A 12,960-nucleotide genomic window follows, 5' to 3' on the forward strand; every position below is an offset into this window, starting at 1 on the left:
TGGGTGCGGTCTGTATAATACCGATTCTCTTCGCCAAGGACATCGAGGGACCATGGGCAAGCGACATGCAGGCGCGGCGTTGGCCGGCCTGATCACATCCGGCCTGACGTTTGGCGTGCCACAGGCGATGGCGCTCGAGCCGCTGCCGGCCTGGCAGCTCGACTGGCGACCATGGGCCGACGACCGTCCCGCCGAGGCGCTGTGCCGCGGCGTCTACGTGATGCCGGCATACCGCCTGCCCGCTACCGACGAACCCGGCCAGGTTCGCTCCGAATCCGACAGCGCCTACTACGGCGAAGAGGGCGAGACCATCCTCGGTGGCGAGGTGATCCTGCGGCGCGGCGACAGCCAGCTCGAATCGCCGCGCGTGAACGTGCCGGCCGCGCGTGACCGGGCCTACGCCGAGGGTCCCCTGGCGCTGCGCGATCTCAACCTGCTGGTACGCGGCGAGGCCGGCGAGGTGTCGCTGAACAGCGATGCCGCCAGCATCGATGCGGCCCACTTCGTGGTGCACGACCAGCATCTGCGCGGCGATGCGCTGCAGCTGGAACGGCTCGAGGATGGCCGTTACCGGCTCACCTCGGCGAGCTTCACCACCTGCGACCCGGGCAGCAACCTGTGGCAGCTGGTCACCGGCGACCTGGTGCTCGACCGCGAGAGCGGCTTCGGCACCGCGCGTCACGCCCGCCTCGAGATGGGCAACGTCCCGGTGTTCTACTGGCCCTGGGTGCGTTTTCCCATCGACGATCGCCGCCACACCGGCTTCCTGTGGCCGGCACTGGGGTTGTCCAGCGACAGTCTCGATTACGCCCAGCCGTTCTACTGGAACATCGCGCCCAACCATGACGCCACCATCACGCCGCGCTGGATCAGCGACCACGGCCTGCTGCTCGCCGGCGAGTATCGCTACCTCTTTCCTAGCGATGCCGGGCAGATCGAAGGCGCCTATCTCGGCAGCGACGGCGGCGGTGCCGATGGGGGCACGCGTCGCTACGAGGGGGAGGAGCGCTGGTACGTCGATTACCGCCACAGCGGACGCTTCGACGCGCGCACGAACTACGCCCTGCGCTACGGTGCAGCCAGCGACGGACGCTACTTCGACGATTTCGGCAGTGTCTTCGGCGACGACCCCAACAACATGCCCCGCCTGGCACAGATCGATTATCGGGGTGATGTCTGGAACCTCGACGCGCGTGCCCAAGGCTACCAGAAGCTGGACGATCCGCTGCTCGATCGCAAGAAACCCTTCTATCGCCTGCCCAGCCTGGCTGCCAACGCACGCTGGTCGCAGTCGGGCGGGTGGTACCAGCAGTGGCGCTCCAACGTCACCTACTTCTGGCGCGATGTGGATCGCAACCGGGTCCCGCTGCGCGAAGCGGCGGTCGGGTCCCGCCTGCACCTCTCGCCGGTCACCGGCTGGCGCTTCGACGAGACATGGGGGCACCTGGAGCCGCGGGTGGAGTGGCTCTATACCGCCTACGACCTCGACTACGGCGAGCGCCAGACCGAGCGCGACACCGCGCTGCAGCGTGCGGTACCGGTCGCCTCGGTGGATGGCAGCCTGGTGTTCGAGCGCGAACTCGAGCTCGGCGGGCGCGAGTATCGCCAGACCCTCGAGCCGCGGCTCAACTACGCCTATGTGCCGGCCCGCGACCAGAGCGAGTTTCCCGAGTTCGACAGCGACGAGCGCGCCTTCTCGTGGAATCAGCTCTGGTCGCCCCATCGCTTCTCGGGGTCCGATCGCGTCGGCGACCTCAACCGCCTCTCCTATGGGGTCAGCAGCCGCTTCCTCGAGGACGCCGGCGGCCGCGAGCGCTTCTCGCTCGGCATGGGGCAGGCGGTCTATTTCGACGACCGCACCATCGACATGGCCGGCGACCCCGACACCCTGCCTCCGCCGGGTGCCGACGGCGGGGAGCGCCTCTACCAGGCGACGCGGGATCGCTCGCCGGTGGTCACGCGGCTCGACTGGCGCCTTTCCGATCGCTGGAGCACGCGCTACGAGTGGCTCTACGACGAGCAGCGCAGCCGCACCGAGCGGAGCAGCGTAGGCGTCGCCTATCGCGATCCGCGTGGGCACGTATTGAACCTTGCCTATCGCTGGCAACTCGAAGGGTTCGACCCTTCGGGAGAAGACGAGGATCGCCTGGGCTACGATCGCGAGGAGTATGATCTCTCCTTCGCCTATCGGGTCAACCCGAGGATCGATCTCATCGGCCGCTTCCTGTACGACCACACCAACCGCCGCAGCCTGGACCAGGTGGCCGGCGTGCAGTGGAACGATTGCTGCTATGGCGTGCAGCTGGTATGGCGCGAGTGGGTCGAGGACAGCGACACCGCCAACACCATCGAGGACGACACCACCGAACGCGGCATCTTCCTGCGCTTCGTGTTCAAGGGACTGGGCGGGGTCGGCGGCGATGCCGGCGACTATTTCGAGCGTGCCATCCCGGGCTACCGCAGCACGGCGTTCTGACGGGATCGGGACGCCACACTAGTGAGATATCATGAGAGGAAAGAGAGACATGCGGAAAACGCCTATCGCCATTCTGGGCGCCCTGGGCCTGGCCCTGTGCCTGGGCGCCGTGCCGCTGGCGGCACTGGCCCAGGAGCAGGACTTCCAGCCGGTGCAGCGGCAGTCACTGGATCGCATCGTGGCCGTGGTGAATCAGCAGGCCATCATGCAGAGCCAGCTCGAGGAGCGCATGGCGCAGGCGCGCAGCCAGCTTGCCGCCCAGGGACAGGGACTGCCGCCCGAAGCGATGCTGCGTGAGCACGTGCTCGAGCAGGTCATCCTCGAGGAGATCCAGCTGCAGATGGCGGCGGATGCCGGGCTCAGCGTCGACGATACCGCCCTCAACCGTCAGATCCGCGAAATTGCCGAGAGCAACGGCATGACCCTCGACCAGTTCGCCGATGCGCTGGAAGCCGACGGCCTGAGCATGTCGACCGTGCGCGAGGAGATTCGGCGCGAGATGCTGCTGCGCGAGCTGCACCAGCGCCAGGTGGGCGGCCGGGTCAACGTCAGCAACCGCGAGGTCGAGCGCTTCATTGAGCAGCAGGGCGGCAACGTGAGCCGCGAGCAGGCGCGCCAGATGGTATTCCAGCGCAAGGCCAACGAGGCCCTGGACGCCTGGCTCCAGGAGATCCGTGCCGAGGCCTTCGTCGACAACCGACTCGCCAGCGGCGGCTGAGCGCCATGCGGCTTCCCGCTCCCGTATTGGCCGTGACCAGCGGTGAGCCCGCCGGTATCGGCCCCGAGTTGACCCTGCAGCTGGCGCTGGAGAAAGCTCCTTCGGCCAGGATCGTGGCGGTGGGCGATCCGGCACTGCTGGGCGAGCGTGCCGAGCGGCTCGGCCTCGACGTCGAGCTGCACGCGTTGGCGCCGGGCGAGCCGGTGCCGGCAGCGCGCCTGGGCGTGCTACCGGTATGGCCGGTGGCGCTGCGTGAGCCGAGCCGGCCGGGCGAGCTCGCCGTGGCCAACGCCGGCTACGTGCTCGAGACCCTCGACGTGGCGATCGCGGCCTGCCGCGAGCGGCAGGCCGATGCCATGGTCACCGCGCCGCTGCACAAGGGGGTGATCCTTGATGCCGGTCACGCCGGTTTCCGCGGCCACACCGAGTACCTGCGCGACGCCTGCGGCGCCGACGAGGTGGTGATGATGCTGGCCAGCGACAGCGCCCTGCATGCCGGACAGCCCGGCTGGCAAGGCAACGCGGCGCTGCGGGTGGCCCTGGCCACCACGCACCTGCCGCTGCGCGAGGTGGCCGACGCGATCACTGCAACGAGCCTCGAACGCATCCTGCGCATCCTGCACGCGGACCTGGTGCGCTGGTTCGGCGTCACGGCCCCGCGCATCGCCGTGTGCGGCCTCAATCCACACGCGGGGGAGGGCGGCCACTTGGGCCGCGAGGAGATCGAGGTGATCGCCCCCTGCCTCGAACGCCTGCGCCATGAAGGCTTCGCGCTTGACGGACCATTGCCGGCCGATACCCTGTTCACGCCGCGACATCTCGTCGGCGTCGATGCCGTGCTGGCGATGTATCATGACCAGGGCCTGCCGGTGCTCAAGTATGCCGGCTTCGGCCGAGCCGCCAACGTCACCCTGGGATTGCCGATCATACGCACCTCGGTGGATCACGGCACCGCGCTGGATCTGGCCGGCCGTGGCCTGGCCGATGCGGGCAGCCTGCGGGTCGCCGTGGCGCTGGCCGCCGAGATGGCCCGCCGCGGCTCGATCGCGGCCGCTTCCTGACGAACGACAGACAAGGACACTTGCATGGCATCGCGCCCGCCGGTTCATCGCGCTCGCAAGCGCTTCGGCCAGAACTTCCTGCGTGACCCCGGCATCATTTCGCGCATCGTGCGCGCCATCGCCCCGCGTCCCGGCGACCGGCTGGTCGAGATCGGCCCCGGCCAGGGCGCCCTGACCGAGCCGCTGATCGAGGCGGCGGGCGGCCACCTCGAGGTGATCGAGCTGGACCGGGACCTGGTCCCGGGGCTGCGCGTGCAGTTCTTCAACTACCCCGGTTTCGTCGTCCACGAGGGCGATGCGCTGAAGTTCGACTTTCGGGCGCTGCGCGGCGATGGCGAGCCGTTGCGGGTGGTGGGCAATCTGCCCTACAACATCTCGACCCCGCTGATCGGCCATCTGCTCGAGGCCGGCGATGCCATCGCCGACATGCACTTCATGCTGCAGAAGGAAGTGGTCGAGCGCCTGGCTGCCAAGCCGGGCGGCGCCGACTGGGGCCGGCTGTCGGTCATGGCCCAGTACCGCTGCCGCGTCGATGACCTGTTCACGGTGCCGCCGGAGGCGTTCGTGCCACGGCCCAAGGTCGACTCGGCCATCGTGCGGCTGACCCCCTTTGCCGAGCCGCCGTGGCCGGCCGCGGACGAGGCGCTATTGTTCCGCGTCGTGCGCCAGGCGTTCGCTCAACGGCGCAAGACCCTGCGCAACAATCTCAAGGGGCTGGTCGGGCACGAGGCCCTGACGGAACTCGGCATCGACCCCGCCCGGCGACCCCAGACCCTCGCGGTGGAGGAATTCGTCCGCATCGCCAATCATCTGGCCGCTACGGAGACGACACCATGACCCAGGTACCGGAGACGCCTTTGGAACGGGAAGTGCTGGTCGACGTGGAGCCCGCCTTTCGCGACGACGAGTCCTCTCGCGACGAGTCGCGCTACGTGTTCAGCTATACCGTGACGATACACAATCATTCGAAGCATAGCGTCCAGCTGTTGGCTCGCCACTGGCGCATCACCCAGGGCAGCGGCAAGGTGCAGGAGGTGCGCGGCAAGGGGGTGGTGGGGCAACAGCCGCTGATCGGCCCCGGCCAGACCTTCCGCTACACCAGCAGGGCCATTCTCGACGGGCCGGTCGGCGTGATGGAGGGGGCCTACACCTGCGTCGACACCGCCAGCCAGCGCCCCTTCGAGGTCGCCATCGCCCCCTTCCGCCTGGCCGGTCCCAACCAGGTACACTGACGTCGGCGGCCTGAGGGCTCTCGGCCGCCGGATATCCAACGCGACGCAAGGGAAAGTGCCATGACCGTCTATGCCGTCGGCGACCTGCAGGGCTGTCACGCCGAGTTCGTCGAACTGCTGGAGCGGATCGACTTCGACCCCGCCCGCGACCGGCTGTGGCTGGCCGGCGACCTGGTCAACCGCGGCCCCGAGTCGCTCGCCTGCCTGCGTGAGGTACGGGCGCTGGGCGATGCGGCGTCGACCGTGCTCGGCAATCACGACCTGCATCTGCTGGCGGTGGCGCGCGGCGGGGCGCGGCTCAATCGCAAGGATACCCTCGACGAGATCCTCTCCGCCCCCGACCGCGAGCCGCTGCTCGACTGGTTGCAGTCGCGCCCGTTGCTGGTGCGCCAGGATTTTGCGGACCATGAAGATACGCTGATGACCCATGCGGGGCTTCTTCCCCGCTGGTCCGCGGACGAGGCGGCCGCACTGGCCGCGGAGGTCGAGGCGCGGCTCGCCAGCGAAAGCAGCGGGGCCTTCCTCGAGCGCATGTACGGCAACGAACCGTCATGCTGGCAGGCCTCCCTCGACGGCATCGATCGCCTGCGCGTCATCGTCAACGTGCTGACACGCATGCGCTTCATCGATGCCGACGGTTGCCTCGATTTCCGCGCTAAGGAGGGGCTCGACAGCGCCCCGGCGGGCTTCGCCCCCTGGTTCCGCTACCCTCGCCGCGATGACGTACGGCTGCTGTTCGGCCACTGGGCGGCCCTGGAGGGGCGTGCCGAGGGCGCCCGGGTACGCACCGAGGCGCTGGATACCGGCTGCGTCTGGGGCGGCTGCCTCACCGCGCTGAACCTCACCACCGGCGAACGCATCGGCGTGCCCGGTCGCCGGCGCCGCTGATCACGCTCACCACCGAATTCGGGAGGCCCGATGGCAACCCCATTCCAGCATCTGACGATCGACACCCTCGAGCGCTGGCTCGAGAACGACACCTCGCTCACCCTGGTCGACATCCGCGATCCGACGAGCTTCGCCGGCGGCCATATCCCCGGTAGCCGCCACCTCGACAATGACAGCGTCGCCGCGCTGTTCGAGGCGGCCCCCCGCGAACGTCCGCTGGTGGTGGTGTGCTATCACGGCCACTCCAGCCAGCAGGCGGCGGCCTGGCTGGCGGGGCAGGGCTTCAGCGAGGTCTACAGCCTCGACGGCGGCTTCAGCGAGTGGGAGTATCGCCTGCCCGGACGGGTGGAGCGTGGCGGCCCATGAGCGCAGCGCGCGACCGTTCGACCGAAGGGCTCGAGGTCTACCGCGTGGGTGGCGCCGTGCGCGATGCCCGGCTGGGCTGGCCCACCGCCGACACCGACTGGGTGGTGGTGGGGGCGACCCCCGCAGAGATGCAACGCCGCGGCTTCCGCCCGGTGGGGCGCGACTTTCCCGTGTTCCTGCATCCCGAGACTCACGAGGAGTACGCCTTGGCGCGTACCGAGCGCAAGTCCGGCCATGGCTACACGGGCTTCGAGGTCCACGCCAGCCCCGATGTGACGCTGGAGGAGGACCTGGCCCGCCGCGACCTGACCATCAATGCCATGGCCGAGACCCCGGAGGGGGAGCTGGTCGACCCCTACGGCGGCCAGCAGGATCTCAGTGCCAAGGTGCTGCGCCATGTCTCGCCGGCCTTCGTCGAGGATCCGCTGCGGGTGCTGCGCACCGCGCGTTTTCTAGCGCGCTACGCCCGGCTCGGCTTCGTCATTGCCGGCGAGACACGGGCGCTGATGGGCGAGCTCGCGACGAGCGGCGAACTCACCCATCTGGTTGCCGAGCGGGTCTGGACCGAGACCGAGAAGGCCCTGGCGGAGGCGGACCCGGCGGTCTACTTCCGTACCCTGCACGAATGCGGCGCGCTGACGCCCCTGATGCCGGAGCTCGTCGAGGAGGAGGCGGCGTTCGAGCGAGCGCTGGCGAGGCTCGCCAGGTTGCCCGGCGACCTGTCCGAGGAGGAGCGCCCCCGCTGGCGCTGGGCGCGGTTGGTGGAACACCTTAGTGATGCCCGCCAGGCGGCGCTGGCCGAGCGCCTGCGCCTGCCGCGTCGCTATCGCGACCTGGGGCGCCAGGCTGCGCTCACCCGCCAGCTGCGCCAGCAGGCGGCGCCCGGCGCGGACGACGTGAAAGCGTGGTTGGACGGCATTGATGCCTGGCGGCGCGACGAACGTGTGCCACCTCTGATCGCGCTGGTGGCACTGGACGCCCCGGGCCTGGCCGAGCGGCTCGCGCGGGCCTGGCGGGCGGTGTCGCAACTGGAGGCGAGGCGCCTGGTGGCGGAGGGCTTTCACGGCGGTGAGCTGGGCCGGGAGCTGGCCCGCCGGCGCCGGGCCATCCTCGTGCGGGAGCTGTCGGGCGACTGAGCCGTGCCGGTGGGGCTGGCGCCGGTTAACGCGGCGCCGCGCGCGGCCAATCGAACGCGATCGGCCACAGCCGCTGCTGGCCGGGGTCGAAGGCCGACCATAGTTCGGCGTAGGTTCGCCCATCGACGGGGTGCGGTGTGTCCGGCAGCAGTTCGGATAGCGGCCGCAGCACGAAGGCGTGATGCAGGATCTCGCCGCGCGGGAGCATGACGCCGTCATGCTCGCCGACGAGGTCGCCTACCGTGAGCAGATCGATATCCAGCGTGCGCGGGCTGAACTTGGGCGTGCCCTCGCGTCGGCCGTGGTCCCGCTCGATACGCTTGCACCAGGCCTGCAGCTCTCCGACCGACCAGTCGCTGTCGAACGCTGCCACCAGGTTGTAGAAGTTGTGGCCATCCTCGAAGCCCACGGGCTCGCTCTCGTAGACGCGCGAGACGACGAGACCGGTAAAGGTGGCATCGAGGAGGTCCAGGCAGCAGCGGACATGGTGCTCGCGGTCGATGTTACTGCCGATGCTGACGCTGACGCGGGTCATCGCGCGCTCCCCTGGCAAGTACCCCGTTCGATGCGCACGCCCACGGCCGCGGCGGCTGGCACCGCGCCCGGCTTGCGCAGCGTCAGCCGCAGCCAGGGCACGCCAAATTCTTGCATCAACAGCTGTGCGAGGCGTTCGGCGAAGGTCTCGACCAGGGCGTAGTCGTGCTCGTCGGCGAAGCCGGCGATGCGCTGGCTGACGGCGGCGTAATCGAGCGTCTTTGCCAGGTCGTCGTCGGCCGCTGCCGGGCGGATGTCGGTGGCCAGTTCCAGGTCGAGCGTCAGCCGCTGGCGGATGGTGCGCTCCCAGTCATAAACGCCGATGACCGTCTCGATCTCGAGAGACTCGATCAGTATGCGGTCCATGCGCGGCTCCCATCGGAAAAAACGAAGGCCCGATTGTACTGAGCGCTGTGGGGGAATGACAGGTCCATGGCGCTGTCCCCGGGGCGCCGGGGCTGGCATCATGCAGCGATGGGCGCATGAGGGAGGCGGGACCGGGTGACGGTCGAAGGGCTACTGCTGCTGTTGGGGCTGGCGTTGCTGGGCTACGTCAGCGGTTCCTGCTTGGGGGCGCTGTGGATCTGCCGCCTGGCGGGCGTCGGCGATCCTCGCCGGGAGGGCTCGGGCAACCCGGGCTTCTCCAATGTGCTGCGCCTGCATGGGCGGCGGCTGGCGGCGGCGACCCTGCTGCTCGACGCCGTGAAGGGCATGCCTGTGCTGTGGCTGGCCATGGGGCTGGGCCTGGCGCCATGGGCCCAGGGGGCGGTGGGGCTGGCGGTGCTGCTGGGGCACAGCTACCCGCCCTGGCATCGCTTCCGCGGCGGCAAGGCGGTGGCCAGCGCCTTCGGTGTACTGCTGGTGCTGACGCCTTGGGTGGCGCTGTGCTGCGCTGCGCTGTGGACGTTGCTGGCCTGGCGAGTGCGTACGGCCGCCGTGGCATCCCTGGCCAGTGCCGGGATCGCCCCGCTGGCCAGCCTGTGGCTGGCGCCGGACTACGTGTGGGTCGTGATGGCCTTCACCGCTCTGGTGCTGGTGCGGCACCTGCTCAACATCCATCGGCTGCGCCACGGTGACGAGCCGGGGCTCTAGGTGCCGGTCGGTGCCGCGAGGGTCTCCATCGGCCAGCGCGGCACCGCTTTCATCTGGCCGAGTGCGTCGCGCTCCCCGGCCAGCAGGCGGCGGGCGCCGGCCAGGGCGATCATGGCGCCGTTGTCGGTGCAGAAGCGGCCGCGGGGGTAGTAGACCCGTACGCCGCGCTTCTCGGCCTCGTGGGCCAGGCGCTCGCGCAGGCGCGCGTTGGCGCTCACCCCGCCGGCCATCACCAGCCGCTTGAGGCCGGTGTCGTCCAGCGCCCGGCGGCACTTGATCACCAGGGTATCCACTACCGCTTCCTCGAAGGCCCGGGCCACGTCGGCGCGCGCCTGCTCGTCGAGCTCGCCGGCCTGGTCGAGCTGGCGCAGGGTGGTCAAGGTATGGGTCTTGAGCCCCGAGAAGCTGAAGTCGAGACCCGGGCGATCGGTCATCGGTCGCGGGAAGCGAAAGCGCTTCGGATCGCCCGATTCGGCCAGCCCGGCCACCTGCGGGCCGCCGGGGTAGGCCAGGCCGAGCATCTTGGCGGTCTTGTCGAAGGCCTCGCCGGCGGCGTCGTCGACCGACTCGCCCAGCAGGCGATAGCGGCCCTGGCCCCGGACCTCGACCAGCTGGGTATGGCCGCCGGAGACCAGCAGCGCGACGAAGGGAAAGTCGGGCGGCGACGCCTCGAGCATGGGCGCCATCAGATGGCCCTCCATGTGATGCACCCCGAGTACCGGGATGTCCAGCGCGCGGGCCATTCCGTGCGCGGTGCTGGCGCCGACCATCAGCGCCCCGACCAACCCCGGCCCGGCGGTATAGGCGATGGCGTCCAGCTCGCCGCGGGCCAGGCCGGCATCATCGAGTACCTGCTGGATCAGCGGCAGCAGGCGCCGGGTATGGTCGCGGGAGGCGAGTTCAGGCACCACGCCGCCGTACTCGGCATGCATGGCGATCTGGCTGTAGAGGGCGTCGGCCAGCAGGCCGCGGTCGGTGTCGTAGATCGCGACGCCGGTCTCGTCGCAGGAGGTCTCGATGCCAAGGACTCGCATGGTGCAGGCTCGTGAGGCGTGAAAGCCGGCATTCTAACAAATCGGGGCGCCGCCATCCCGCTTTCGGTCGCTGGAATTTGCAATGCTTGGCAGCGCCGACTAAACTATCGTGCGCTGTACAATTGGGTCGTGCGCCCGGCAGGCCTGTCGCCAACGGCGGTGTGGTGTGTTAGAGGGCGTGCGTTCTAACCGAACTCAAGATTCTAAGGTAGGTGAGTGCTTAATGCCTTCTGTCAAAGTACGTGATAACGAGCCGTTTGACGTCGCGCTGCGTCGCTTCAAGCGTTCCTGTGAAAAAGCCGGCATTCTCTCCGAGGTGCGTCGTCGCGAGCACTACGAGAAGCCGACTGCAGAGCGCAAGCGCAAGGCGGCCGCCGCGGTGAAGCGTCACGCCAAGAAGCTTCAGCGTGAGCGCAAGCGTTTCGAACGGCTCTATTGATCCGTACTCGGGGAGTGCCGACGCCCTGGGCATCGGTGCTTCCGGAAGGATGACCAAGCGGCTGCCGTCAGGTGGCCGCTTGTCTTTCACGACCCGTTCCTCTCCCTGTTTCCATCACCCCGACGGGAGGTGGCGAGACCTGCATGGCCGGCCAGATCCCTCAGCGTTTCATCGATGACCTGCTGGCGCGCGTCGACGTGGTCGAAGTGGTGGGCGAGCGGGTACAGCTGAAAAAGGCCGGGCGCAACTATTCCGGCCTGTGCCCTTTCCATCAGGAAAAGACGCCCTCCTTCACCGTCAGCGCCGACAAGCAGTTCTACCACTGCTTCGGCTGTGGTGCCCATGGCAACGCCCTGCGCTTCCTGATGGAGTACGACAAGCTGCGCTTCCCCGAGGCGGTGGAGCAGCTGGCGTCGCGGCTGGGGCTCGAGGTGCCGCGCGAAGGCGACGACGATCCACGTGCCCAGGCGCGGGAACGCAAGCGTCAGGAAGGGGTCAACCTGCTCGAGCTCGCGGCCAGCTTCTATCGCGAGCGGCTGAAGATGGCCGAGGGGCAGGCGGCGCGGGACTACCTGGCCCGGCGCGGTCTCTCCGAGGAGGTGCAGCGCGACTTCGGCATTGGCTATGCCCCGGACGACTGGGAGGCGCTCAAGCGCCACCTGAGCGCCCGCGACATTGCAGAGGCGGTGCAGGTCGAGTACGGCCTGCTGGTGCAGCGTGAGGAGAGCGGGCGGACCTACGACCGCTTTCGCGACCGGGTCATGTTCCCGATCCGCGACGTGCGCGGGCGTACCATCGCCTTTGGCGGCCGGGTGCTGGGTGATGCCAAGCCCAAGTACCTCAATTCCCCCGAGACGCCGGTGTTCCACAAGGGGCGTGAACTCTACGGGCTATTCGAGGCCAGGCAGGCCAACCCGCGGCTGGAGCGGGTGGTCATCGTCGAGGGCTACATGGACGTGGTGGCGCTGGCCCAGTTCGGCATCCGCAACGCCGTGGCCACCCTCGGCACCTCCACCAGCGAGGAGCACCTGTCACGGCTGTTTCGCATGGTCGATGAAGTGGTGTTCTGCTTCGACGGTGACAAGGCCGGGCGCCAGGCGGCCAGTCGCGCGCTGGAAACCGTGCTGCCGCAGATGATCGACGGGCGCGAGGCGCGCTTCCTGTTCCTGCCCGAAGGCGAGGATCCGGACACGCTGGTGCGCCGCGAAGGACCGGAGGCCTTCGAAGATCGGATCACCTGTGCCAGCCCGTTGTCGGAGTTCCTGTTCGACCAGGCGGCGCGGGGCCGGGACCTGGGGCGAGTCGAGGAGCGCGAGCGTTTCGCCAGCCAGGTGCTCAAGGCCGCGAGCCGCCTGCCGCGGGGCATGCTGCAGACGGTGCTGCTGGGGGAACTCGCGCGGCGCACCGGTGTCGATCCGTCTCGCTTCGAAGCGCTCCTGGCGGTGGACGAGGGGGCGCCGGTCGAGCCGAATGTCGCGCCTGCGGCCGCTCCTGTCGGGCAGGGGATGCCGGGCGATGCGCCGGCCAGGGAGGGCTCGCTGGGACTGGTGGCGCGCGTGCTGCAGCTGCTGGTGCACGAGCCGGCGCTGGTCGACCGCCTGCCCGCCGAGGACGACTGGTGCCCCGAGGGAGAGGGAGATGCCGCGCTATGCCGCGAGCTGGTCCGGCTGTTGCGTGCCGGACGCTACCGCAGCCCCCAGGTGGTGCTGGCCCATTTCCAGGGCAGCGCTCAGGGCGAGCGGTTGGCTCGCCTGGCGCGGCGCGAGATGCTGATTCCCCGCGAGGCGCGAGGCAAGGAGCTGGAGGGGCTGGTCGACTATCTCGTGCGTCATCGCCAGCGCCAGTCGCCGCAGGAGGAGTTCGAGGCACTGCTGGCGAGGGAGCGCGGGGGCGAGCGGCTCTCGCTGGAGGCGAGGCGGCGCCTGCAGGAGTTGCTGGTCGAGCTGGCGCGCTGAGCGGTGGGGTTGTTTTCCCCGCGCTTCAC

The 12,960-nt window shown here is 69.2% G+C and carries 14 protein-coding genes; 11 read left to right on the plus strand and 3 right to left on the minus strand.

Translation table 11 applies throughout. The features are described from left to right. The first annotated feature begins 52 nt into the window (after positions 1–52). Genes HNO51_RS04825 through HNO51_RS04860 form a run of 8 tightly spaced genes read left to right on the plus strand, consistent with a single transcriptional unit; the run spans position 53 to position 7,877 of the window. Positions 53–2,476: an LPS-assembly protein LptD gene (locus HNO51_RS04825; RefSeq protein WP_209538612.1), complete on the plus strand. Its 2,424-nt coding sequence runs from the start codon at positions 53–55 to the stop codon at positions 2,474–2,476. A gap of 49 nt (positions 2,477–2,525) precedes the next feature. Further along, entirely contained in the window at positions 2,526–3,194 is a 669-nt protein-coding gene (locus HNO51_RS04830) for a SurA N-terminal domain-containing protein (RefSeq protein ID WP_197449877.1), read from the plus strand. 5 nt (positions 3,195–3,199) lie between these two features. After that, a complete protein-coding gene (gene pdxA, locus HNO51_RS04835) occupies positions 3,200–4,255 on the plus strand; it encodes a 4-hydroxythreonine-4-phosphate dehydrogenase PdxA (protein WP_209538613.1) in 1,056 nt (351 codons plus the stop codon). 24 nt (positions 4,256–4,279) lie between these two features. Continuing rightward, positions 4,280–5,092, plus strand: coding sequence for a 16S rRNA (adenine(1518)-N(6)/adenine(1519)-N(6))-dimethyltransferase RsmA (rsmA, locus tag HNO51_RS04840; protein ID WP_209538614.1), 813 nt, complete (start codon positions 4,280–4,282; stop codon positions 5,090–5,092). Continuing rightward, positions 5,089–5,487 carry a Co2+/Mg2+ efflux protein ApaG gene (apaG, locus tag HNO51_RS04845; protein WP_209538615.1) on the plus strand — a complete coding sequence of 133 codons (399 nt, stop codon included), beginning with the start codon at positions 5,089–5,091 and terminating at the stop codon, positions 5,485–5,487. Before rsmA ends, apaG begins: the two co-directional genes overlap by 4 nt. Positions 5,488–5,547: 60 nt before the next feature. Beyond that, entirely contained in the window at positions 5,548–6,375 is an 828-nt protein-coding gene (locus HNO51_RS04850) for a symmetrical bis(5'-nucleosyl)-tetraphosphatase (protein WP_209538616.1), read from the plus strand. Between the two features lie 30 nt (positions 6,376–6,405). Then, positions 6,406–6,741, plus strand: a complete 336-nt coding sequence (gene glpE, locus HNO51_RS04855) for a thiosulfate sulfurtransferase GlpE (RefSeq protein WP_197449882.1) — start codon at positions 6,406–6,408, stop codon at positions 6,739–6,741. Beyond that, positions 6,738–7,877 carry a tRNA nucleotidyltransferase/poly(A) polymerase-related protein gene (locus tag HNO51_RS04860; protein ID WP_209538617.1) on the plus strand — a complete coding sequence of 380 codons (1,140 nt, stop codon included), beginning with the start codon at positions 6,738–6,740 and terminating at the stop codon, positions 7,875–7,877. Before glpE ends, HNO51_RS04860 begins: the two co-directional genes overlap by 4 nt. A 25-nt stretch (positions 7,878–7,902) precedes the next feature. Here HNO51_RS04860 and folK read toward each other — a convergent pair whose 3' ends face one another. Both folK and folB read right to left on the minus strand, forming a co-directional pair. Then, a complete protein-coding gene (gene folK, locus HNO51_RS04865; protein WP_209538618.1) occupies positions 7,903–8,412 on the minus strand; it encodes a 2-amino-4-hydroxy-6-hydroxymethyldihydropteridine diphosphokinase in 510 nt (169 codons plus the stop codon). After that, positions 8,409–8,777, minus strand: a complete 369-nt coding sequence (folB, locus tag HNO51_RS04870) for a dihydroneopterin aldolase (protein WP_209538619.1) — start codon at positions 8,775–8,777, stop codon at positions 8,409–8,411. Before folB ends, folK begins: the two co-directional genes overlap by 4 nt. 135 nt (positions 8,778–8,912) lie before the next feature. On the opposite strand from folB, the gene plsY reads away from it, so the two are divergent. Continuing rightward, positions 8,913–9,503 (plus strand): glycerol-3-phosphate 1-O-acyltransferase PlsY, encoded by a 591-nt coding sequence (plsY, locus tag HNO51_RS04875; protein WP_422674253.1) that lies wholly within the window; start codon positions 8,913–8,915, stop codon positions 9,501–9,503. Here the strand turns inward: plsY and tsaD are convergent. Continuing rightward, positions 9,500–10,537: a tRNA (adenosine(37)-N6)-threonylcarbamoyltransferase complex transferase subunit TsaD gene (tsaD, locus tag HNO51_RS04880; RefSeq protein ID WP_209538620.1), complete on the minus strand. Its 1,038-nt coding sequence runs from the start codon at positions 10,535–10,537 to the stop codon at positions 9,500–9,502. The genes plsY and tsaD overlap by 4 nt on opposite strands. 223 nt (positions 10,538–10,760) lie before the next feature. Here tsaD and rpsU point away from each other — a divergent pair, with 223 nt between their 5' ends. Both rpsU and dnaG read left to right on the plus strand, forming a co-directional pair. Continuing rightward, on the plus strand, positions 10,761–10,976 hold the full coding sequence (gene rpsU, locus HNO51_RS04885; RefSeq protein ID WP_010629611.1) for a 30S ribosomal protein S21: 216 nt from the start codon (positions 10,761–10,763) through the stop codon (positions 10,974–10,976). Between the two features lie 143 nt (positions 10,977–11,119). Next, positions 11,120–12,931 carry a DNA primase gene (gene dnaG, locus HNO51_RS04890; protein ID WP_197449887.1) on the plus strand — a complete coding sequence of 604 codons (1,812 nt, stop codon included), beginning with the start codon at positions 11,120–11,122 and terminating at the stop codon, positions 12,929–12,931. The last annotated feature ends 29 nt before the right edge of the window (positions 12,932–12,960 follow it).

The organism is Billgrantia sulfidoxydans (genome assembly GCF_017868775.1).
GTDB lineage: Bacteria > Pseudomonadota > Gammaproteobacteria > Pseudomonadales > Halomonadaceae > Halomonas > Halomonas sulfidoxydans.